This is a genomic window from Bradyrhizobium sp. 1200_D9_N1_1, from assembly GCF_052075915.1.
Taxonomy (GTDB): domain Bacteria; phylum Pseudomonadota; class Alphaproteobacteria; order Rhizobiales; family Xanthobacteraceae; genus Bradyrhizobium; species Bradyrhizobium diazoefficiens.
Genome location: NZ_CP197226.1, coordinates 5,490,329 through 5,511,031, shown reverse-complemented (window position 1 = coordinate 5,511,031; position 20,703 = coordinate 5,490,329). Strand labels below are relative to the sequence as shown.

Below are 20,703 nucleotides of genomic sequence, written 5' to 3'. Positions count from 1 at the left end.
CTATTCACCGGCCAGCTTCAGCCGTGGCTTGGCGCCGCCCTCGATGGCCCGGAGGCGGGCTTCTTCGTGCGCGACGTAGTCACGGGTGATTGGCACCACGCCCTGACGCTTGGTGAGCTGGATCTGGAAGTTCATCATGTGCTGCTTGCGGAACGTCATCTCGCTGGCCGCCAGATAAAATTCCCACATCAGGGCGAAGCGCTCGTCGTAAAGCTGCACGGCCTCCTCGCGCCGCGCCATGAAGCGCTCCCGCCAGGCCTTCAGCGTCTCGGCGTAATGCAGCCGCAGGATCTCGATGTCGCAGACCAGGAGACCAGCACGCTCGATCGCCGGCAGCACTTCGGACAGAGCGGGGATGTAACCGCCCGGGAAGATGTACTTGGCGATCCAGGGATTGGTCGAATCCGGGCCCTGTGAACGGCCGATCGAGTGCAGCATCATGACGCCGTCCTCGTTCAGGAGTTCGGCGCAGCGCTGGAAGTAGGCGTCGTAGAACCTGACGCCGACATGCTCCAACATGCCGACCGAGACGATCCGGTCGAACGGCCCGTCAATGTCGCGATAGTCCTGGAGCAGGAATTTGGCCGATCGGGTCAGGCCCTTTTCGGCCGCGCGCGCATTGGCGAGCTGCAACTGCTCTGACGACAGCGTGATGCCGGTGACGTCGGCGCCTGCGGTCTCGGCGAGATAGAGCCCGAGGCCGCCCCAGCCCGAGCCGATGTCGAGCACGCGCTCGCCGCCCTTGACGCGAAGCTTTGCGGCGATGTGGCGCTTCTTGGCGAGCTGCGCGTCGTCGAGGGTGCTCTCCGGCGTCTCGAAATAGGCGCAGCTATATTGCTTGTCGGCGTCGAGGAAGAGGGAATAGAGCCGGGCGTCGAGATCGTAGTGATGCGCGACATTGCGACGCGAGCGCGCGCGCGGATTGAACTGCTTCAGATGCCGCGTCAGATAGCGCAGGTGCCACCAGGGTTTTGCCCACTGCGGCAACAGGTCGGGTTGATCGAGCAGGATCGCGAGGGCATCAGCTATGGTGCCGCGCTCGACGACGAACTCGCCATCCATATAGGCCTCGCCAAGCCCGAGCTCGGGATTGATGAGGATCTTCCGTTCCGCGTCCGCAGTCACGAAACGGACTGCGATCGGTTCGCCTGAGCCGTCGCCGACGGTGAACTTCGACCCCTTCGCCGTGGTCACCGTCATCGACCCGCGGCGAATGAATTGAGACAGGAATTGACGCAACAAACGGTCCATCGACACCTTCCTCTCGAGCGAACCCGAAGAGATGCGACCAACCCGGCTTTCACATCAGACGCTCAGGTCCCGCTCAGGTTCCTATGCGTTTGCATCTAAATCTAGGGAGGGTATTCCGCTCCCGCTATTGCGCTGTATTCAATGCCGATATTCCAAAAGCGCTTAATCACATCCTTGCGCGCGGACCCTGCTTCCATTCGCGGCTCAATCCGGTAAAAGGTGACCGCCGCCGCGCCGGGATGCCGGCTGCATTCGCGGAAATTCAACGGAGATGATGGGAATGTCGAGCCGAGCGCTCAGCCTCGCGACGGTAGTGCTTCTGATCGGCTTCGGTGCGGCCGATGCCGTTCTGGCACAGGCGACGAACCTCGAGGCCGGCAAGGCCCCATCCCAGCTCTTCGCGCAGACCTGCAGTGCCTGCCACAAGAGCCCGAGGGGGCTGCTGAAGACTGTCGCGCCGGGCTCGCTCCCGGGTTTCCTGCGTCAGCACTACACGACCAGCTCCGACATGGCCGGCGTGCTGGCCTCCTACCTCGTTTCGAACGGCGCCACCGACACCCGCTACCAGGCCAAAGACGGCAAGGACAAGAAGGACGGCGCCAAGGACAAGGAAGCGAGCACCAATCCTGCGCAGTCGCCCGAGCATCAGGGCCGTCGCCAGCGCTCCCAGGAGGCCGCCAAGCCGGAAGGCGAAACCGCCGCTCCAGCCGCCGAGGGCGCGCGCCAGAAGCGCGCGGCGCGGCCGAGCGAGGAGGGGGTAAAGGAAGGCGCGAAGCCCGAGGGGCAAGCCACGCCGGAGGGCCGCAAGGCCAAGCGTCTCAGCAAGCGCGGCAAGCCCGAAACCGAAGAGGCGCCGAAGGTCGATGCCGCCGCGCCGGCCGCTGACGACAGGAAGAGCGAGCCCAAGCCCGACACCGCCAAGGTCGAGCCCGGTCGCGACGAAGCCAAGCCCGACAGCGCCAAGGCCTCGGAGAAACCCGCCGAGCCGAAGCCGGAGAGCGCCAGGGTCGAGCCGCGCGGCAGCGAAGCTCCGGCGCTGCGGCCCGATCCGGTGCCGCAGGTGACGCCGGCCCCGCCGGCGGCCGCCACGAAGCCCGCCGAGCCGGCCGCGCCCAAGGCGGCGGAAGAGGCGGCTCCCGCGCCTGCCGCAAGCTCCGAGCCGGCGGTCAAGCCGCAGGAGCCGGCGCCGCCCACGACCGCTGCGGCCCCGCCGCCGACGGAGTCATCGGGACCGCCAGCACCGCCGATTTCGCGCTAAGCCAACCCGCATTCTCAGATCAAGTTGCGAAGGTCGCGCTCGCCGCGGCCTTCGCATCGTCTTGACCGCGATTGGAGCAGTACTCTAGAGTGGTACTCTAGGAGGCGCGATGACGACGAGCGTGCGTGACGACCTGTTGGCGGCGGGGCTGTTCGTGTTCGACCGCGTCGGCTTCGAAGCTGCGACGGTGGCTGCGATCCGCGCCAAGGCGCGCGCCTCCAACGGCAGCTTCTTTCATGCCTTCGGGTCGAAGAAGGAGCTGGCCGGCGCGCTGTTCCTGGAGGTGCTGCGGCATTATCACGCCGCGGTGCTGGCCGCGCTCGATCCCGTGCCTGATGCCGAACAGGGCATCGATCGCCTGATCCGGGCGCATCTCGACTGGGTCGTCTCGAGCCGGCGCGAGGCCCGCTATCTCTTCGAGATCTCGCGCAGCGAATGGGGCGAGGACGTCCGCGACGCCCAGCGCGCACAGAATGCGCGCCTTGCCGAAGGCATCGAACGCTGGCGCGCGCCTCTGGTTGCCGGCGGCGAGCTCCTGCCGATGACGCCGGTGACGTTCATCAGCCAGCTCATCGGCCCGGCGCAGATCTTCTGCCGCGCCTTCCTGTCGGGTCGCGATCGTGCCGATCCGCGGAGCGAAGCCGACACGCTGGTCGCCTGCGCCATCCGCGCGCTGCGGCCGCCCGATCGCATCAACAAGCAATAGGGAGAGATGTCATGCGAGCCGAAGCAGATCCGGAATTTGCGGCCGTAGCCGAGCGCATCCACGCCAATGTCGGCCGCCAAGGCTTTATGAACCTCGTCGGTGCCGAGCTCTCGGAATTGTCGCGCGGCACCTGCACGATCGCGGTGGAGCGCCGGCCGGAGCTGCTCCAGCAGCACGGCTTTTTCCACGGCGGCGTCACCGCCTTTTTGGTCGACAACGCCACGACGATCGCGGCCGCCACTTCGCGCGGCCAGCCGGCGCTGACGGCGGAATACAAGCTCAATTTGTTGTCGCCCGCTGTCGGCGAGAAGCTGATCTGCCGGGCAAGGGTGATCAAGCCGGGACGTCAGGTCTCGGTGGTGGCGGCCGACGTGTTCTGTGTCAGCGACGGAGTCGAGAAGCACACGGCAACGGCGCTCGCTTCGATCGCGATGCTGAGCGAGGACGTCGCCGCCAAAACGAAAAGCCCGGCCGCTTGAAGCGACCGGGCTTTTGATTTGTCTTCGTCATTCCGGGACAGCACATCGGCGCTGGACCCGGAATCTCGAGATTCCGGGTCTGGTCCTTCGGACCATCCAGGAATGACGACGTTGGAGTTACTTCTCGGTCTCTTCCGCAGCCGGGGCCGGCTCGACGTCGTCGTGCTGGGCTTCCGGATCGAAGAACTCGCCGGCGGCGGCGATCGCCTCGGCGGCCGCATCGCGGTCCTCGTTGCGGGTCGAGATGTCCTCGCCGCGGTTGATGCGCTCGGCCTCGTCCTGGCTGCGCGCAACCGTGACGGTGATCTCGACCTCGACCTCGGGGTGAACGGCGACGGTGATGGTGTGCTTGCCGATGGTCTTGATCGGTGCGTCGAGCTGGATCTGCGGGCGAGCGAGCGAGATGCCGTCGGCTTCGAACGCGACGACGATGTCACGCACGTTGACCGAGCCGAACAGCTGGCCGGCTTCCGAGGCCTGGCGGATCACGATGATGTTCTTGCCCTGGATCTTCTCGGCGACCTTGGACGCCTCGGCCTTGGACGCGAGGTTGCGGGCCTCGAGGTCGGCCTTCATGCCGTCGTACTTGGCGCGGTTGTCGGCGGTGGCGCGCAGCGCCTTGCCGCGCTTGAGCAGGAAATTACGGGCGTAGCCGTCGCGAACCTTCACGACTTCGCCCATCTGGCCGAGCTTGTTCACGCGTTCCAGCAAAATGACTTCCATATTCGTTCTCCTTTGAAGTGCTCTGTGAGTTCTGGGTTTCAGGGGTGGACTTAAGGGGTCGGGAGCGGCGGCGGCTGGCGGCTGCGCAGGAAGCGCTCGCGGAAGCCGAACACGGCGTCCGCAAGGCCCAGGATCACCATCGCGATGACAGGCCATCCGAACACGACGACGACGGCGTAGGTCGAGCCGAGCCAGAACGTGCGGCTCTTCAGCGCGAGCGTCAGCGTATGCAGCACGGCAAAGCCGGTCAGCGCATAGCCCATCATCAGCGCCGCCGTGGTGATTTGCGCGACGATCGCCAGCAGCCCGCCGGTGAAGCAGAAGGCGAGCGCGATGCAGAGCGCCACGAGCGTCATCGGCGGCAGCTCGGCCGTCATCAGATCCGGCCAGGGGCGGCGCAGCCGGCCCGACGTCGCCGTCACCCTGGCGCTGAGCCAGAGGTTGAGGGTCAGCGTCATCATGGCGACGATGGTGGCGGCGGCCGGCGCGATGCGCACCAGTGCGTCGACGAACTGGTCGGCTTCGCCGGAAGCTTGCGGATCGGTGGCGCGGAGGATGCGCATCAGGCCGCGCCGCAGCGTGCCGATGATGGTGTCGGCGTCGGTGCCGAGCGTGAGCAGGGCGGCGATCGTGGTCAGCGCGGCGAAGCCGGCGATCCACAGCAGGATACGGCCGACCGGGTACCACTCGAGCTCAGGCCCTGCCGCCGGCTCGGTCGCGGCGTCCGGCGTGACAGGTCCAACCTGCCGGCTGAGCAGGACGAGATGGCCGAGCCACCAGGCCGGCAGCGCGACGGTGACGGCGAAAGCGATGCAGTAGGGTAGGCCGAACAGGGCGCCGAGGCCGATCGCAGCGGCGATGCCGCCAAGGCTCGCGCAAAGCGGTCCCCAGCCGATCGCGGCGACCATCAGCGGCAGTGGTGCGAGATAGAACAGGACGAGCGAGATCAGCGCGCCCGAAACGATCGAGGCGAACATCAGGGCCGACGCAGCGCCGGCGATCAGGGCTATCAGTCCAAAGGCCATCATCAGCTGTCCCGCTCCTTCCGAGCGGTTAGAGGCATCTCGCCCCAACCATCGGCGACCGGACGACCCGGAAGCCTTATGAAACTTCGAGAGTGCGGCCGGCGGCGATGTCGCCGCCGGCCGAATTCGTCTTAGCGAATGACGTAGGGCAGCAGGCCCAGGAAGCGCGCGCGCTTGATGGCGCGGGCGAGCTCACGTTGCTTCTTCGCGGACACCGCGGTGATGCGGCTCGGCACGATCTTGCCGCGCTCGGAGACGTAACGCATCAGCAGCTTGGAGTCCTTGTAGTCGATCTTCGGAGCATTGGCGCCCGTGAACGGGCAGCTCTTGCGACGACGGAAAAACGGACGGCGTGCACCAGCTTCAGCCATTGATCTTACTCCCCATCCGTCGCGGTTTCAGCTTCTTCGCGCGGACGGCGCGGGCCGCGATCACCGCGGAAGCCACCACCGTCACGATCGCCGCCACGGAAACCACCCTCGCGGTCGCCACGGAAGCCGCCTTCACGCTCGCCGCGGAAGCCGCCGCCACGATCGTCACGTTCGCGATCGCGATCAGCCTTGCGCATCATCGCGGACGGGCCTTCCTCGAGCTCCTCGACGCGGACGCTGAGATAGCGGATCACGTCTTCGCTGATGCGCTCCTGGCGCTCGATCTCGGCGATCGCCGCGGACGGCGCGTCGATGTTGAGCAGCACGAAGTGCGCCTTGCGGTTCTTGTTCATGCGGTAGGTGAGGGAGCGAACGCCCCAGTTCTCGGTCTTGGTGACCTTGCCGCCGAGACCCTCGACGATACCGGTCATCTGCGCAGTCAGCTCTTCGACCTGCTGCGGGCTCGCGTCTTGGCGCGCGAGAAAAACATGCTCATAGAGAGCCATGGAAGTCCTTTCCTCATGTTGGCGCATCGCCCGGCGTCAAGCCCTTAAGAGGCCTTCGGAAAGGACTCTGGGATTAAGCTCAGAAGGCGGAAACACGGGACGACGGGCCGACTGGCCCTGCCACACCAAAATCACGAATGATTTGTTGAGACCGTCCGTTCAGCTCCCGGCCGGGGTCTGCGGATGCGCGCCTTATACGGATTTTGGCCGGCTTTGCAAGTTTGGAGGGCCAGGTTTCGCCTCTGGCGCCCGGGCTGGGGGCCCTTCGGCTTGATTTATTTGTTTGTATAGCATACAAATAAATCAACGGGAGGATCCCATGGCAGACAAATCTGCCCGCGCCCCATCCGAGCCGGCCGCCGGCGACCCCAAGCATGCGGCGCGCGCCACACGCTCGGCCGGTCGCAAAATGCGCTCGTTGCTGCTGGATGCGGCCAGCCCGCTGTTCCGGGAGCGGGGATTGTCGGGCGCCTCGATCACCGACATCGCGGCCGCCGCGGACGCATTTCCGAGCCAGATCACCTACTATTTCCGCACCAAGGAGGCGCTGTTCGTCGAATGCGCCTGCCGCGAGCTCCTGTACGTCGCCCGCGCGACCGAGCAGGCTGCGCTGAAGGCGCGCACGCCGCGGGACTACACCCACGCGCTGGCCGAGACGGTGACGGCGAGCGATTCGGTCGCCTTCTTCGCCGAGGCGTTGACGTTGACGCGGCGTCGCCCGGATCTCGCGCCGCTGGTCGAGCGCACCATCGAGCGTCTGCACGCCGAGGGCGCACGCGCCTATGCGAGCCAGGTCGAGCGCCACGGCTGGCGTTCCCTGCGCGCGCCCGACGAGAGCTCGCGGCGGTTCTGGGCCGTCGCCATCGGCGTCATCCTCGAAGGCTATGCCATGGGGCGCTCGCCGGATGAGCTCTGCGCCGAGATGCTGCGCGTGCTGGGCGAGCAGGCGAAATCTGCCGGCGACGCCGCGCGCCTGCGCCTCGTCGACGACCGCGACGCATCGACCACTTCGGATGAGGAGAGCTAGGCCATGACCGCACTTCGCATGCGTGCCCGCGATTTCCTGACCGAGGATCAGCTCGTCGACGTGCGCCAGCGCGTAACGTGGAAGGGTGTCGCACTGATCGCGCATGCCTGGGCGCTGATTGCCGGTGCCATCGCCCTCGTCGCATGGTGGCCCAATCCGCTGACGTACATTTTCGCTGTCGCCGTCATCGGCTCGCGCCAACTGGGCCTGTCGATCCTTATGCACGACGGCGCGCATGGTTGTCTCTCCGCCGATGAGAACACCAATTTGACGCTGAGCCAGTGGTTCTGCGCCTATCCCGTTTTTGCCGAGACGCGCGCCTATCGCCGCTATCACTTGCAGCACCACGCGCGCACCCAGCAGGAGGACGATCCCGATCTCGTGCTGTCGGCGCCATTTCCGATCACGCAGCTGAGCTATCGCCGCAAGTTCATTCGCGACATCACCGGGCAGACCGGCTACCAGCAGCGCAAGGCGCAGCTGCTCAACGCACTCGGCCCGCAGGACTGGCCGTGGCGGCAGCGCGCGGCGCATTTCTGGGAGAAGCTTGGCCCGCAATGCGTTTTCAACGCCATCCTGTTTGCAGGGCTTGCGGCGGCCGGTGTGTGGTGGGCTTACCCGCTGCTATGGCTGGTGCCGCTGCTCACCTGGATGATGGTCATCACCCGCATCCGCAACATCGCCGAGCATGCCGTCGTCCCCGACAGCAGCGATCCCCTGCGCAACACCCGCACCACGCATGCCAATTTTCTCGAGCGCCTGTTCATCGCGCCGTATTACGTGAACTATCACCTCGAGCATCATCTCTTGTTCTACGTGCCCTGCTACAATCTGCCCAAGGTCCATCGCCTGCTGAGCGAGAGTCGTCATGCCGGCCGCATGGAAGTGCAGCCGAACTACGGCGCCGTGCTGCGGCTCGCCACCGCCAAGCCGAACCGCGACGACCGGCCGGGGCAATTGGTCAGCAGCGCGCGCCGCGCGCGGGCTGGCGCCGAGGTCGGCGCGGATCAGAAGGCGGGTGGTTTTTAAGGGGCGCATCCCCAGTTGAATGCCGGTCGACGTTCCCATCTTGGCTTGACATTGCAGGCCCGGACGGTGTCTACGGCCCCCTTTGAGGCACGATCCGGAACCATGGCCCAAGGCCGCGCGTATTCGGCTGCCGGTTCTCGCAGGGATCGTGCTCGACAAGCAGGGAGCGCCGATGACGGCAGCATTCACATTTCCGGGGCAGGGGTCCCAGGCGGTTGGCATGGGCAAGGCGTTGGCCGACGCCTTCCCGGTGGCGCGCGCCGTGTTCGACGAGGTCGATGCAGCGCTTGGGGAGAAGCTGACGGCCACCATCTGGGATGGCCCGGCCGAAACCCTCCAGCTCACCGAAAACGCCCAGCCGGCGCTGATGGCCGTTTCTGTTGCGACCCTGCGGGTGCTTGAGGCTGAAGCCGGTTTTTCCGTGGGGCGGGACGCGGCCTTTGTCGCCGGCCACTCGCTTGGTGAATATTCGGGGCTGGCCGCGGCCGGCAGCCTGACGGTTTCCGATACCGCGCGGCTGCTTCGCACCCGCGGTCTCGCAATGCAAAAAGCCGTGCCGGTCGGCGCCGGTGCGATGGCCGCTCTGCTGGGCCTCGATTACGAGGCCGCCATGGAGGTCGCCAATGAGGCGGCTCAGGGGCAGGTCTGCCAGGCCGCCAACGACAATGGCGGCGGGCAGGTGGTCGTCTCCGGCGACAAGGCAGCGGTCGATCGCGCCGTCGAGATCGCCAAGACCAAGGGCGCCAAGCGCGCGATGCTGCTGCCGGTGTCCGCACCGTTCCATTGCAAGCTGATGCAGCCGGCTGCCGACGCGATGGCGGAGGCGCTGGCCAAGGTCACGATCAAGGCTCCGGCAGCTCCGCTGGTGTCGAACGTGCTGGCAACCGCCATCACCGATCCCGACGAGATCCGCCGCCGTCTGGTCGAGCAAGTCACCGGAACGGTGCGCTGGCGCGAGTCGGTTGCCTATATGGCCGGGCAGGGCGTTACCCGTTTCTTCGAGATCGGTGCCGGCAAGGTGCTGACGGGTCTCGTCAAGCGTATCGCCGACGGCGCCGTCGGTGTCGCGGTGGGCGGACCGAACGACATAGCGGCCGCCAAGGATGCGCTGGCCGCTGCGAAGCAGGCCTGAAGCGCGATGAATCGTCATCGCGCTTTGGTTCTTTAGTTTGCGCACGATCTTGCCGGAAAACCGCTGCGCACGTTTCCGGATCGTGCTTTGAAGGAGTTATCCATGTTCGATCTGACTGGCAAAAAGGCGCTCGTCACCGGCGCGACCGGCGGTATCGGCGGCGCAATCGCGCAGGCGCTGCACGCGCAGGGCGCCACGGTCGCGATATCAGGAACGCGGAAGGAAGTGCTGGATGAGCTTGCCGGCAAGCTCGGCGAGCGCACCTTCGTGCTGCCCTGCAATCTCTCCAAGGCCGACGAGGTCGAGGCGCTGGTGCCTGCGGCGGAAGCCGCGATGGGCCAGGTCGACATCCTCGTCGCCAATGCCGGCATCACGCGCGACAATCTCTTCGTCCAGCTCCGCGACGAGGACTGGGACGAGGTCATCAACGTCAATTTGACCTCGACCTTCCGCCTGGCGCGCGCCGCCACCAAATTGATGATGCGCAAGCGCTTCGGCCGCATCATCGCCATCACCTCGGTGGTCGGCGTCACCGGCAATCCCGGGCAGGGCAACTACACGGCGTCGAAGGCAGGCTTGATCGGCATGATCAAGACGCTGGGTGCCGAATACGCCAAGCGCGGCGTCACCGCCAACTGCATCGCGCCCGGCTTCATCAAGACGCCGATGACGGACGCGCTCAATGACAAGCAGCGCGAGACGATTCTGACCAAGGTTCCGGCCGCCCGGCTGGGGACGCCCGAGGACATCGCGGCGGCCGCCGTCTACCTGAGTTCAAACGAAGCGGCCTACGTCACCGGGCAAACCATCCATGTCAACGGCGGCATGGCCATGATCTGAAGTCCTCGTTCCGTGCCGCCCACATGGCGGTGCGGGATGCGGCAAACGGCCGTTTCCGATGCGAAATGAGGCTTGTAGTCAAGGCAGTTGAAGTATGGTAACCGGACCTTCAACGGATGGGCAAAGAACGCCATTGCAGGTTTTTGAAACCCTGTATATTGGCGATGCGGAGCCTTGGCCGTCGTTCGCCGGGCCCTGCATCGGTTAGGATGGGGCCAAATCAAAGTTCGTAAGCGAAGGCAGTCAACGACCACGACGGCTCGTATCGTCCCGGGGGGTCGGGTCTACAGGGAACAACACGAGGTTATGCAATGAGTGACATTGGCGAGCGGGTTAAGAAGATCGTGGTCGAACACCTTGGTGTTGAACCCGAGAAGGTTGTCGACGCTGCGAGCTTCATCGACGACCTCGGCGCCGACAGTCTGGACACCGTCGAGCTGGTGATGGCGTTCGAAGAAGAATTCGGTTGCGAGATTCCGGACGACGCCGCGGAGACGATTCTCACCGTCGGCGACGCCACGAAGTTTCTCGAGAAGAACGCGAAGAGCTAAGGCTCTTCAATTTTCGCGGGGACAACATTGAAACCGGACGGGCCGCTTCGCAGCGGTCAGCCGGTTTCTTGTTATTGGCCGTGAATCTTTCGATGCGGAGTTTGCGGATATGAGGCGGGTTGTCGTCACGGGTCTCGGCATGGTCTCGCCACTCGGCTGTGGCGTCGAGCCGACCTGGAAACGCATCCTCAACGGCGAAAGCGGTGCGCGCAGGATCGAGAGCTTCGATGTCTCCGATCTTCAGACCAAGATCGCCTGCACGGTGGTGCGCGGCGACGGGTCGAACGACACCTTCAATCCCGACAAGTGGATGGAGCCGAAGGACCAGCGCAAGGTCGACGACTTCATCATCTTCGGCATGGCCGCAGCCGGCCAGGCGCTCGACGATGCCAACTGGCATCCCGAAACCGAAGAGGACAAGTGTGCGACCGGCACCATGATCGGGTCCGGCATCGGCGGCCTTAACGGCATCGCGGAAACCGCCATCCTGCTGAAGGAGCGCGGACCGCGCCGGGTGTCGCCGTTCTTCATTCCGGGCCGCCTGATCAATCTCGCCTCCGGCTACGTCTCGATCGCGCACGGGCTGAAGGGGCCGAACCATTCGGTGGTCACGGCCTGCTCGACCGGCGCGCATGCGGTCGGCGATGCCGCCCGCCTGATCGCGCTGGGCGATGCCGACGTGATGGTCGCCGGCGGCGCTGAGTCGCCGATCAGCCGCATCGGCATTGCCGGCTTCAACGCCGCGCGCGCGCTCTCGACCGGTTTCAACGACACACCCGAGAAGGCCTCACGTCCCTACGACAAGGATCGCGACGGCTTCGTGATGGGCGAGGGCGCCGGCGTCCTCGTTCTGGAAGAACTCGAGCACGCGAGGCGACGCGGCGCCAAGATCTATGCCGAGGTGATCGGCTATGGTCTGTCGGGCGACGCCTATCACATCACGTCGCCGTCGCCCGACGGCGATGGCGGCTTCCGCAGCATGCAGGCCGCGCTCAAGCGCGCCGGCCTCACGGCGTCCGATCTCGACTACATCAACGCGCACGGCACCTCGACGCCGCTCGGTGACGAGATCGAGCTCGGCGCGGTCGAGCGTCTGCTCGGCAATGCCGCCTCCAAGGTCGCGATGTCCTCGACCAAATCGTCGACCGGCCATCTGCTCGGCGCGGCCGGTGCGATCGAGGCGATCTTCGCCATTCTCGCGATTCGCGATAATGTCGTGCCGCCGACTATCAACCTCGACAATCCGTCGGTCGAAACTACGATCGATCTCGTGCCGCACACGGCGAAGAAGCGAGAGGTCAACGTCGCGTTGTCGAATTCTTTCGGTTTTGGCGGTACCAATGCGTCGGTGATCGTCCGCCGTTTGGCCAATTAGTTTGCGTTTGAAACGAATCCACCGTTTTGCCGTATTCGGCGATAGTCATGGTAGTGGGCGCGTGCATTTGGCAGGGCAAACGGTTGTCAGGCCGCGATTGAACCGGCAGGATTCAGGTTGCTTCGATGAGTGAAAGGCCGCCCATTTCGCCCCGGAGTCCGCGGGCAGCGCTCGAGCCCGAGCAGGTCCCGCCGCCGCCGAAGCGATCGGACCGCGCGCGCAATCCCTTCGTGATCGTCGGCAACGCCATCATCACGCTGCTCTTGATCTCCATGATCGGGGCGGGCGCCGTCTATTACTACGGCCGGCAGGTGCTCGAAGCGCCGGGTCCGCTCAAGGAAGACAAGATCGTCAACATCCCGCAGCGCGCCGGCAAGCGCGACATCGCCGAGACGCTGAACCGGGAAGGCGTGACCGACGTCAACCCGTGGGTGTTCATCGCAAGCGTAGCCGCGCTGAAGGCGAGCTCGGACCTCAAGCCCGGCGAGTATTCGTTCCAGAAGAACGCATCCCTGCGCGACGTCATCGCCACCATCGTCGAAGGCAAGGTGGTGCAGCATGCCGTCACGATTCCGGAAGGCCTGACCTCCGAGCAGATCGTGGCACGGCTCTCCGACAACGATATCTTCACCGGCAGCGTGCGCGAGCTGCCGCGCGAGGGCACGCTCTTGCCCGAGACCTACAAGTTCCCGCGCGGCACCACGCGCGAGCAGGTGATCCAGCGCATGCAGCAGGCGCACAAGCGCGTGCTGACCGAGATCTGGGAGCGTCGCAGCCAGGACATTCCGGTCAAGACTCCGGAGCAGCTGGTGACGCTGGCCTCGATCGTCGAGAAAGAGACCGGCAAGCCGGACGAGCGCAGCCGCGTCGCTGCCGTGTTCGTCAATCGCCTGAAGCAGAAGATCAAGCTCCAGTCCGATCCGACCATCATCTATGGCCTCGTCGGCGGCAAGGGCACGCTGGGCCGCCCGATCAAGCGCAGCGAGATCACGCAGCCCTCGCCCTACAACACCTATGTGATCGAAGGCCTGCCGCCGGGCCCGATCTCCAATCCCGGCCGCGCCTCGCTCGAAGCCGCCGCCAACCCGGCCCGCACCCGCGACCTCTATTTCGTCGCCGACGGCACCGGCGGGCATGCCTTCACCGAGACCTACGACGCGCACCAGAAAAACGTCGCCAAGCTGCGCGCGATGGAGAAGCAGATCCAGAACGACACGGTCGAGCCGGCCGAGGACGCGCAGCCGCCGGCGGCGGCAGCGCCCGGCGCTGCCGACACGCCGACCGCGACCACGCCGGCACGGCCGAACCAGCAGAAGAAGCCGCCGGCTGCTCCTCGCCCCGCTGGTCCCGCTCCTGCCCGGCAGGGCGCGGTGCAACCCTCGCCGCCGGTGATCCAGCGCTAGGCCCGCGCAGACCTGCCTACGGGACTTTGCGGATTCCACTTTCCGGCAAAATAGTCTTAAGATTCGCGTGCCTTGATGGCCTCGCGAATCCTGTGTTTCTGGAGAATTTGACCTGATGGCGCTGTCGTCCATGACCGGCTTTGCCCGAAGCCACGGCGCTAGCGGGCCGTACACGTTCGAATGGGAATTGAAGTCGGTCAACGCCAAGGGCTTTGACCTCAGGGTGCGGCTGCCGCAGGGGTTCGACGAGCTCGAGGCCCACGCCAAGAAGCGCGCCGGCGAGCTTTTGTCGCGCGGCACCGTCTACGCCAATCTCAACGTCAAGCGCGCCAATGCCGCCGCCTCCGTCCGTGTCAACGAGGACGTGCTCAACGCCGTCCTGAAGGCCGCCTCGATGATCGCCGGAAAGGTCGATGCGGTGGCACCGAGCGTCGACGGCCTGCTCGCCATCAAGGGCGTCGTCGAGGTCGCCGAGCCCGAGGGCGACGAGGAGGAGGACAAGGCGGCGCGCGCCGCGGCAGCGGAGGCCTTCGACAAGGCGCTCGCCGATCTCGTCGAGATGCGCAAGCGCGAGGGGACCTCGCTCGGGCAGATCCTGACCCAGCGGGTGGACGAGGTCGAGCAACTGGCGAAGAAGGCCGAAGCCGCACCCGGCCGCAAGCCGGAGGCGATCAAGGCCAGGCTCGCCGAGCAGATCGCAACGCTGCTCGACACCTCCGACCGTTTCGATCCCGACCGCCTGATGCAGGAGGCGATCCTGATCGCGACCAGGGCCGACATCCGCGAGGAGCTCGACCGTATCGCCTCGCATATCGCGCAGGCGCGCGAGCTGATCGGCAAGGGCGGCCCGATCGGGCGCAAGCTCGACTTCCTGGCGCAGGAGTTTCACCGCGAGGTCAATACCTGCTGCTCGAAGTCGAACGACATCGAGCTGACCAATACGGGGCTCGCCATGAAAAACGTGGTCGAGCAATTTCGCGAGCAGGTCCAGAATCTGGAGTGATCGATGACGACGGGCGGTCACGGAACTGACGGTGTCGAGCGGCGTGGATTGATGTTCGTGCTGTCCTCGCCGTCGGGCGCAGGCAAAACGACGCTGTCGCGCTTGTTGATCGAGCGGATGCCGGGCCTGCGAATGTCAGTCTCGGCGACCACGCGGCCGATGCGGCCCGGCGAGGTCGACGGCCGCGACTATCTGTTCGTCGACAAGCCCCGCTTCGAGGCGATGGTGAGGGACGACGAGCTGCTGGAATGGGCGACCGTGTTCGACAACCGCTACGGCACGCCGCGCGCGCCGGTCGAGGCGGCGCTGTCGGCCGGGCAGGACGTGCTGTTCGATATCGACTGGCAGGGCACGCAGCAGCTGCGCGAGAAGGCGCGTGCCGACGTCGTCAGCGTGTTCATCCTGCCGCCGTCAGCCGGCGATCTCGAGAAGCGGCTGCATTCGCGCGCGCAGGATTCCGACGAGGTGATCCGCAAGCGCATGAGCCGCGCCAGCCACGAGATGAGCCACTGGGCCGAGTACGACTACATCGTGATCAACCACGACGTCGACGAAGCCTTTGCCGAGGTGCAATCGATCCTGAAGGCCGAGCGCCTCAAGCGCGAGCGGCGGATTGGCCTCGTTGGTTTCGTGCGAGGTTTGCAAGGCCAGCTGCAGGGTTAGAGCCAGGGCCAGGCTGCCTCAGCCGCGGCCCTTCCTGCGCCAGCCGTTCCAGCATCGCGGTGATGATGTCGACGTCGACCGCATCCTCATCGCGACCAGCCGGCTTTTCATCGCTGTTGGCCCGGTCCGCGGCTAACCGGGGTGAACTGGCCTCGATCTCGAATTCCCTGTCGAATACCGCGATCTCGGGCTCGCCGGATTCCGCGACTTCGACGATGCCAGCCGGCTCGTGCGCTTCGATCACATCGATCTCGCGGTCGATCGCGGCGAGCTGTGCCGCCTGCGGGCGTGCGGCATCGAAGTCGATCGGGCGCGGCGGCTGCGCGCGCGGCGTGACGGCCGGCATCGCCTTGAGCCAGGGCGCGCGGCTCTCGTCCTGGTCCTGCGGCTCCCAATCGTCCCAATTCACGCGGCGGTGGTCGCTCGCCTTGACGCGGGAGCGCGCACCGGCGAAGCGGTAGATGACGCTGGCGAGGATGCCGGCGATCGCCAAAGCGCCGCCGATCACGAGCAGGAGCGTCTGGAGCGAGCCGGTCGGCTTGTCGGCGGGAATTTCGGCCGCGGCGAGCGCCACCGGGGCGCTGGCCTTTGCCGGTGTCGCGCCCGGCTGCGTTGCGGGTGCGGGCGCAGCGGAACTCGCGGAAGTATCGGGCCAGCGCGCGGCGACGGCGGGCTGCTGCGCGTTGTTGTCGGCGATCGCGCCCGGCGGCTGTTGCATGACCTGTGGCGCGCTCGTTGGCGCAGGCGCGGTCATGTTCGGCGAGCTCGGCGCGGCACCAGTCTGCGGTGCAATGTATTCCGCGCGCGCATTCTGCACCGACGGCGGCGCTGCTGAATCTGCGTTTGGCGTGTCGGCCGTCGCTTGCGCGCTCTGCGTCGCCTTGCCGCCTTCGGCACGCAGGTACCAGCACTGCCGCTTGGTCGCGCGATCGAGGCGATAGTGCCAGTGCTGTCCCTGCGGCGCGGTGCTTTTCGGCGAGGTGAGGCAGTCGGCGGCCGCATTGGCCGTGCTCGATGTGCTCGGCGCGTTCTGCGACACCGCAGCGAGGGGGGCGCCGGCAATGATACTGCCAACAAGCGCTGATATGAATTTCGCGGTGCGGTTGCCCATCCTGGTCTCCCGGTTACGCATGACGCAACTCTTAACCTTCCCTTTCTCTTCAAAGAGTTGGGTGGCAATGAGCCGCAAATCCGGAGAGGATGTGGCTTGAATCGGGCCTGCGCGGCGATCGTTCCGCCGCGAAATCAGGCATTTTCGACCATTATTGTTTGGTCGAGGTCCATGTTCCCGAGCAGCCGTCGGAGCGGCGGAAGGTTCCGGAACCGCTGCGCCCCGAAAGGCGGCCGGCGCCCGTGAAGGTCACGCCATTGCCCGCGCCGGAGGTATGAACCGCGCCGCTCGCGCTGACGCTGCCGCTGACGCCCTCGCCGATGACCCGGCCCGAGCTCACGACCACCGCGCCGGAGGTCGAACCGCCGCAGCCGAGGCTGAGGACGACCCAGGCGCCGTCGAAACCGCCGCCACCACCGCCGCCGCTTCTCCGCGGCGCCGAGCGTTCCTCGGCCGCCGGCTTGCTCCGGCGCGCGGAGGGCGCGGGCTCGGCCGAGCGGCCTGAAGAAGGATCCTGGCGCGAGCCGGACAGCGATTTCTCGTCATTGCCGATCGAGCCACCGGCGCTGCCGGATTGCGCGAAGGCGGACGACGAGGCGAGGGCGAGGAGGGAGGCGAGAGCGAACGTGCGGGCGATGGAATTGGGCATGAGCAAATAATCCAAAATGAAAATCGTATCAGCGGCCGGAGCCGTCGGCGCAGACGGATCCGATAATGCGGCAAGCCTTGCCAGCCTTGCCGCATTCGTCAAGCGCAGCATCCCTGGCGCGCTGGACGCCCTCGCGCTGGACCAGCGACCAGGATTTGTCGGAGATCGCGAAGGCGCCGCAGCCCTTGCCATAGAAGGAAAGCTCGATCGGACATTTGGCGCCGGCGCAGTTGCCGCGCGCATCCGCGACCGCCGCGCGCCGCGAGGCGTGGTTCCACGACATGCCCCATTTGCTGCCGTCGGGGCCGTAAACGATCGAGCCCCATGGCTTCAGATCGTCCATCTTGCGCATCCGCAGCAGCAGGCCTTCGGTCGCCTCTCCGGTCGGCGCCATGGATATCCGCTGCTGAAGCTTCGTGATGGAGCGAGTAAGGCCGTCGGGCGTGTCAGGATCGAAATTGAGCTCGTAGAGCCGTTCGCTGAGTTCGCTGAGCAATGCGGCATCGCGTAGGGGGACGCGGTCAGGATCGGCGCGCAGGCGATCCGCCGGCAGCGGATCGGGCTGCACCGCCGCGACCTGCGGCGGAGCCGTCTGCGTCGGCGGCACGAAATAGAAGGTGCCGTCGATCGGCGAGGACGAGACCCAGGGCTGCTGCGCGCCCGACGTGGCGCGCTTCACCGCGAGGCCGACCTGGTTGAAGGTCTGGAATACGTCGAGACCTGCGGTCCGGATCGTCGCAGCCAGCGCCTTGGTGTAGGGGCTATGGCCGTCGCTGCCGTCCTGGGCGACGTTGCCGGGTTGCGTCGCGTAGGAGATCAGCGTGCCCTCGGGTGCGCGCATTTGCGCGAGGCCGCCGTCGGAGGAACGCAAGCCGCGCGAGCCGAACGGGTTGTTGCGGCAGGCGTCGAGGATGACGAGGTTGAGCCGCGTGCCGGAGCCCTGCATCTGGCGCAGCACGAGATTGACGTCGGTCATCTGGAAGTCGACGTCGGCCTCGCGCGTCGGATTGGCCCCGACCGGCACGAGATAGTTGGAGCCGGCGACCTGGACACCGTGGCCGGCATAGTAGAACAGCGCGACGTCGGCGCCTTGCGCCTGCCGGCCGAAGCTCCGCACCGCGATGTCCATCGCGCCCTTGTCGAGATCGAGCTGGGCGCGGCCGCCGACTAGTGTGAAGCCGAGCGTGCTGAGCGTCTCCGCCATCAGGCTGGCGTCCTTGGACGGGTTGTCGAGCGGCGTGATGTTCTTGTAGGCGGAGTTGCCGACGACGAGCGCGATGCGCTTATCGGCGGATGCAGGCGTTGCCGCGGCGACGAGCAGCGCTGTGGCGAGTGCCGCCAGCCCCACAACGCGATTGAAAATCCTCGCGCGCATAAAAATTCCCCAAAGCAATGGCGCCAATGTACCAGCTAGGTGCGCGGGCGAAAAGCGGTGCGACATTCTGTGCGGCCACGGGCCCGTCCGCATCGTGCCGGGAAAGAGGCGCGGCTGTGCGTTCCCGCGGCAGGTCTTGCCCGAGCCTTGCTTCCGTTCGCCGCCCGATGGAGGCCAAAGGGCGCAGGGAAGGCCGGGCGCCGGCGGCACCCGCACGTCCGTGCGCGATAGAAGTGCACACGGTTTGGACCACAGGTGATGCCGGTCGCCCGGCCTTCCCTGCGCGGATGGTTTTAACGGTGTCCTTCGTGCTCTCCCCGGGGAGCGATGCACTATTGCCCCCGTCGCCCTGCCGATCACTGATACGCGCGCCCGGTCGGGCCGCCACATCACCGCAGGACTTGACGCACAGACCCCGGGAGTCAGGACCACACGACTTCTCCGTCCGCGGACGGCTTTGCCGGATCGTCAGGGGCTGGCGCGTGCTCACCCAAGACGACCGACGAAGCCGCTGTAACTGCGCCGTGTCGTACCGCGTCGCGTGGATGGCTCACGGTTGCCCGCCCTGTCATCACACGGACCGCGCCGACGCTGCCGCGTCCACCGCCACTCGGCCCGCATGTCGTGACGGTCGCGAACGCCCCTTTGGCAGGGCCGAGGTGAGGGGGTGTATGCCATAAATCCGAAATTCGGAAAAGTGAAATATTTTTGCGTGAGGGGATTGACGGGGTGTTTTGCCCGACGGGTCTCGGGTGTTGCCGCGCGCGGCGCGAGGGCTTAGGGCTGGGCTCTCAGCCACACCGTCATTGCGAGGAGCCCTTGCGACGAAGCAATCCAGACTATCTCTGCGGACGCATTCTGGATTGCTTCGCTGCGCTCGCAATGACGGGTGGCAGGCAGCATCGTGATGCGGCAAGCCGCGACGTCGTCGATGACACCGGCGTGACCAAATCCACACGCTCCACGTGCGTTCAAGCCCGCCATCAATTTTTTGCTTGATGTTTCCAGATTGTTCCGATTAGCTTCTCGCGCAAGGGTTGGGAATGACGGACTATCCATAGATCGGAGCATCAGCGCGGCGAACTCTACCGCCGATGCTCATAAACATCCCACAACGACAGGACTGATCAGCGCGCCTCTCCTGCGAACGGGCCGTGCTGTGCATGAGGTGACGCGCGCTCTACTATTCGGCTGGTCTCACAGGAGGAGGAGCCGATGCCGGCGCGTGGAGGCAAGCGAATGACGAAAACCGGAGCCGCGATGCGGGTTGAGGAGCCGGCGTTGAATGCAGCGGGGCAGGCGAGCAAAGGTCTTGGCGGCGCTTCGGCCGGCGGGCCGCACGCCAACGGCGCGCAAGCCGCCAACCAGTCGGACGCCTCCGCTGCCGGCACGCAAGCGGCCCCGCCGCCCAAGACCGTGTCGCAGGTGCTCGGCGAAATCACCTGGCTGATGACGCAGAGCCCGCGCCACAAGGCGATCCCGCTCGGCGATCTCGAATGGCTGGTGATGCTGGCGATCCTGCTCCAGCAGTTCCGTATTTTCTACAAGGGCGAGCAGCCAGTCGGCGTCGCGTTCTGGGCGCTGGCGGATGAGATCGTCGCGAAGCGGATCGATGCGGGGGATGTGCGGTTAAGCCCCGCGGAGTGGAAGAGTGGGACGAGCAGGCGGATCATTGATGTGGTTGCGCCGTTTGGGGGTGAGGCGGAGATGCGGGGGCAAGTCAGTGCTGGATAGCTCCGCATTCCAGTCGATGCGGGCTTAACGGGGCTCGTTCCTATGACCCCTTATGGCCGTGCTCTCGCGTCTTGGAGTTTATCTGTAGCCTCGTTGGTTCTCTTCGAGGGCACAATTGCCAGTGTGCTCGCTCTCGAGGCCAACCATCTGACTACACGGCCTCTGATTGCGGAGCGCCCGTCCGCGTCGCCCCGAACGCTCCCCTCCCAACGGCGAACGACGACAGATGGCGTACTCCGGTTAGATGAACCTGTTACTGTCAGGCTGCGCTCCACAATGCTGCAAGTGCCTGCGGCATATCTATCACCATGGCCGCATGCAGAGGTGAGACATCGTGTCAACGATGTGCGGAGCCTGAGGTTCGAATTTTGGATGCCCGATGGACGTTATCTTGAGGTCAATCCAATTTCGAACGCGAGTTTCCGGCCAAAAGAGCCTGGACGAGCGGAGCCCTCACAGGATGCGTTCGTTGTTAGGGTTTGGGACGTGTTA

General features: G+C 65.8%; 21 protein-coding genes. 13 read left to right on the top strand and 8 right to left on the bottom strand.

Annotation, left to right across the window (positions count from 1 at the left end):
* The gene (locus AB5K84_RS26760) at positions 1-1,251 is read right to left on the bottom strand and encodes an SAM-dependent methyltransferase (RefSeq protein WP_028171076.1); all 1,251 of its coding nucleotides are present in this window, start codon (positions 1,249-1,251) and stop codon (positions 1-3) included.
* A 280-nt stretch (positions 1,252-1,531) separates the two neighbouring features.
* On the opposite strand from AB5K84_RS26760, the gene AB5K84_RS26755 reads away from it, so the two are divergent.
* From AB5K84_RS26755 to AB5K84_RS26745, 3 genes are all read left to right on the top strand, one after another.
* Positions 1,532-2,509, top strand: a complete 978-nt coding sequence (locus AB5K84_RS26755) for a c-type cytochrome (RefSeq protein WP_063921447.1) — start codon at positions 1,532-1,534, stop codon at positions 2,507-2,509.
* A 109-nt stretch (positions 2,510-2,618) separates the two neighbouring features.
* Positions 2,619-3,215, top strand: coding sequence for a TetR/AcrR family transcriptional regulator (locus AB5K84_RS26750; protein ID WP_011086850.1), 597 nt, complete (start codon positions 2,619-2,621; stop codon positions 3,213-3,215).
* An 11-nt stretch (positions 3,216-3,226) separates the two neighbouring features.
* Entirely contained in the window at positions 3,227-3,694 is a 468-nt protein-coding gene (locus tag AB5K84_RS26745) for a PaaI family thioesterase (protein ID WP_011086851.1), read from the top strand.
* Between the two features lie 117 nt (positions 3,695-3,811).
* Here the strand turns inward: AB5K84_RS26745 and rplI are convergent, their stop codons facing one another.
* From rplI to rpsF, 4 genes are all read right to left on the bottom strand, one after another.
* A complete protein-coding gene (gene rplI / locus AB5K84_RS26740) occupies positions 3,812-4,417 on the bottom strand; it encodes a 50S ribosomal protein L9 (protein WP_011086852.1) in 606 nt (201 codons plus the stop codon).
* A gap of 50 nt (positions 4,418-4,467) precedes the next feature.
* Positions 4,468-5,445, bottom strand: coding sequence for a DUF2232 domain-containing protein (locus AB5K84_RS26735; RefSeq protein ID WP_011086853.1), 978 nt, complete (start codon positions 5,443-5,445; stop codon positions 4,468-4,470).
* A 128-nt stretch (positions 5,446-5,573) separates the two neighbouring features.
* Positions 5,574-5,813, bottom strand: coding sequence for a 30S ribosomal protein S18 (gene rpsR, locus AB5K84_RS26730; protein WP_007592020.1), 240 nt, complete (start codon positions 5,811-5,813; stop codon positions 5,574-5,576).
* A gap of 5 nt (positions 5,814-5,818) precedes the next feature.
* The gene (gene rpsF, locus AB5K84_RS26725) at positions 5,819-6,319 is read right to left on the bottom strand and encodes a 30S ribosomal protein S6 (protein ID WP_011086854.1); all 501 of its coding nucleotides are present in this window, start codon (positions 6,317-6,319) and stop codon (positions 5,819-5,821) included.
* Between the two features lie 319 nt (positions 6,320-6,638).
* On the opposite strand from rpsF, the gene AB5K84_RS26720 reads away from it, so the two are divergent.
* The 9 genes from AB5K84_RS26720 (at position 6,639) to gmk (ending at position 15,342) form a co-directional block, all read left to right on the top strand.
* Positions 6,639-7,346 (top strand): TetR/AcrR family transcriptional regulator C-terminal domain-containing protein, encoded by a 708-nt coding sequence (locus AB5K84_RS26720; RefSeq protein ID WP_011086855.1) that lies wholly within the window; start codon positions 6,639-6,641, stop codon positions 7,344-7,346.
* A 3-nt stretch (positions 7,347-7,349) separates the two neighbouring features.
* Positions 7,350-8,375 (top strand): fatty acid desaturase family protein, encoded by a 1,026-nt coding sequence (locus AB5K84_RS26715; RefSeq protein WP_011086856.1) that lies wholly within the window; start codon positions 7,350-7,352, stop codon positions 8,373-8,375.
* A 172-nt stretch (positions 8,376-8,547) separates the two neighbouring features.
* Entirely contained in the window at positions 8,548-9,507 is a 960-nt protein-coding gene (fabD, locus tag AB5K84_RS26710; protein ID WP_011086857.1) for an ACP S-malonyltransferase, read from the top strand.
* A 102-nt stretch (positions 9,508-9,609) separates the two neighbouring features.
* The gene (fabG, locus tag AB5K84_RS26705) at positions 9,610-10,347 is read left to right on the top strand and encodes a 3-oxoacyl-[acyl-carrier-protein] reductase (RefSeq protein WP_011086858.1); all 738 of its coding nucleotides are present in this window, start codon (positions 9,610-9,612) and stop codon (positions 10,345-10,347) included.
* Between the two features lie 311 nt (positions 10,348-10,658).
* Complete coding sequence (locus AB5K84_RS26700) at positions 10,659-10,898, top strand: acyl carrier protein (RefSeq protein ID WP_008130699.1); 240 nt, start codon at positions 10,659-10,661, stop codon at positions 10,896-10,898.
* Positions 10,899-11,007: 109 nt separating this feature from the next.
* Positions 11,008-12,273, top strand: a complete 1,266-nt coding sequence (gene fabF / locus AB5K84_RS26695; RefSeq protein WP_011086859.1) for a beta-ketoacyl-ACP synthase II — start codon at positions 11,008-11,010, stop codon at positions 12,271-12,273.
* 125 nt (positions 12,274-12,398) lie between these two features.
* Positions 12,399-13,676, top strand: coding sequence for an endolytic transglycosylase MltG (gene mltG, locus AB5K84_RS26690; protein ID WP_011086860.1), 1,278 nt, complete (start codon positions 12,399-12,401; stop codon positions 13,674-13,676).
* Positions 13,677-13,791: 115 nt separating this feature from the next.
* Positions 13,792-14,679, top strand: a complete 888-nt coding sequence (locus AB5K84_RS26685; RefSeq protein ID WP_028171087.1) for a YicC/YloC family endoribonuclease — start codon at positions 13,792-13,794, stop codon at positions 14,677-14,679.
* A gap of 3 nt (positions 14,680-14,682) precedes the next feature.
* Positions 14,683-15,342, top strand: a complete 660-nt coding sequence (gmk, locus tag AB5K84_RS26680) for a guanylate kinase (RefSeq protein WP_011086862.1) — start codon at positions 14,683-14,685, stop codon at positions 15,340-15,342.
* On the opposite strand, the gene AB5K84_RS26675 is transcribed toward gmk, so the two are convergent.
* The 3 genes from AB5K84_RS26675 to AB5K84_RS26665 all read right to left on the bottom strand — a co-directional run bounded on the left by AB5K84_RS26675 (position 15,275) and on the right by AB5K84_RS26665 (position 18,477).
* The gene (locus tag AB5K84_RS26675) at positions 15,275-16,474 is read right to left on the bottom strand and encodes a hypothetical protein (RefSeq protein WP_011086863.1); all 1,200 of its coding nucleotides are present in this window, start codon (positions 16,472-16,474) and stop codon (positions 15,275-15,277) included. The genes gmk and AB5K84_RS26675 overlap by 68 nt on opposite strands.
* Before the next feature lie 130 nt (positions 16,475-16,604).
* Complete coding sequence (locus tag AB5K84_RS26670; protein ID WP_038967539.1) at positions 16,605-17,102, bottom strand: hypothetical protein; 498 nt, start codon at positions 17,100-17,102, stop codon at positions 16,605-16,607.
* A gap of 28 nt (positions 17,103-17,130) precedes the next feature.
* A complete protein-coding gene (locus AB5K84_RS26665; protein ID WP_038967535.1) occupies positions 17,131-18,477 on the bottom strand; it encodes a caspase family protein in 1,347 nt (448 codons plus the stop codon).
* 1,215 nt (positions 18,478-19,692) lie between these two features.
* On the opposite strand from AB5K84_RS26665, the gene AB5K84_RS26660 reads away from it, so the two are divergent.
* Positions 19,693-20,211 carry a toxin-activating lysine-acyltransferase gene (locus tag AB5K84_RS26660; RefSeq protein WP_011086867.1) on the top strand — a complete coding sequence of 173 codons (519 nt, stop codon included), beginning with the start codon at positions 19,693-19,695 and terminating at the stop codon, positions 20,209-20,211.
* Positions 20,212-20,703 lie beyond the last annotated feature (492 nt).

Bases quoted from the DNA above. Each gene is read 5' to 3' on its own strand.
- AB5K84_RS26760 (WP_028171076.1), bottom strand. From the start codon at position 1,251: ATGGACCGTTTGTTGCGTCAATTCCTGTCTCAATTCATTCGCCGCGGG.
- AB5K84_RS26755 (WP_063921447.1), top strand. From the start codon at position 1,532: ATGTCGAGCCGAGCGCTCAGCCTCGCGACGGTAGTGCTTCTGATCGGC.
- AB5K84_RS26750 (WP_011086850.1), top strand. From the start codon at position 2,619: ATGACGACGAGCGTGCGTGACGACCTGTTGGCGGCGGGGCTGTTCGTG.
- AB5K84_RS26745 (WP_011086851.1), top strand. From the start codon at position 3,227: ATGCGAGCCGAAGCAGATCCGGAATTTGCGGCCGTAGCCGAGCGCATC.
- rplI (WP_011086852.1), bottom strand. From the start codon at position 4,417: ATGGAAGTCATTTTGCTGGAACGCGTGAACAAGCTCGGCCAGATGGGC.
- AB5K84_RS26735 (WP_011086853.1), bottom strand. From the start codon at position 5,445: ATGATGGCCTTTGGACTGATAGCCCTGATCGCCGGCGCTGCGTCGGCC.
- rpsR (WP_007592020.1), bottom strand. From the start codon at position 5,813: ATGGCTGAAGCTGGTGCACGCCGTCCGTTTTTCCGTCGTCGCAAGAGC.
- rpsF (WP_011086854.1), bottom strand. From the start codon at position 6,319: ATGGCTCTCTATGAGCATGTTTTTCTCGCGCGCCAAGACGCGAGCCCG.
- AB5K84_RS26720 (WP_011086855.1), top strand. From the start codon at position 6,639: ATGGCAGACAAATCTGCCCGCGCCCCATCCGAGCCGGCCGCCGGCGAC.
- AB5K84_RS26715 (WP_011086856.1), top strand. From the start codon at position 7,350: ATGACCGCACTTCGCATGCGTGCCCGCGATTTCCTGACCGAGGATCAG.
- fabD (WP_011086857.1), top strand. From the start codon at position 8,548: ATGACGGCAGCATTCACATTTCCGGGGCAGGGGTCCCAGGCGGTTGGC.
- fabG (WP_011086858.1), top strand. From the start codon at position 9,610: ATGTTCGATCTGACTGGCAAAAAGGCGCTCGTCACCGGCGCGACCGGC.
- AB5K84_RS26700 (WP_008130699.1), top strand. From the start codon at position 10,659: ATGAGTGACATTGGCGAGCGGGTTAAGAAGATCGTGGTCGAACACCTT.
- fabF (WP_011086859.1), top strand. From the start codon at position 11,008: ATGAGGCGGGTTGTCGTCACGGGTCTCGGCATGGTCTCGCCACTCGGC.
- mltG (WP_011086860.1), top strand. From the start codon at position 12,399: ATGAGTGAAAGGCCGCCCATTTCGCCCCGGAGTCCGCGGGCAGCGCTC.
- AB5K84_RS26685 (WP_028171087.1), top strand. From the start codon at position 13,792: ATGGCGCTGTCGTCCATGACCGGCTTTGCCCGAAGCCACGGCGCTAGC.
- gmk (WP_011086862.1), top strand. From the start codon at position 14,683: ATGACGACGGGCGGTCACGGAACTGACGGTGTCGAGCGGCGTGGATTG.
- AB5K84_RS26675 (WP_011086863.1), bottom strand. From the start codon at position 16,474: ATGCGTAACCGGGAGACCAGGATGGGCAACCGCACCGCGAAATTCATA.
- AB5K84_RS26670 (WP_038967539.1), bottom strand. From the start codon at position 17,102: ATGCCCAATTCCATCGCCCGCACGTTCGCTCTCGCCTCCCTCCTCGCC.
- AB5K84_RS26665 (WP_038967535.1), bottom strand. From the start codon at position 18,477: ATGCGCGCGAGGATTTTCAATCGCGTTGTGGGGCTGGCGGCACTCGCC.
- AB5K84_RS26660 (WP_011086867.1), top strand. From the start codon at position 19,693: ATGCCGGCGCGTGGAGGCAAGCGAATGACGAAAACCGGAGCCGCGATG.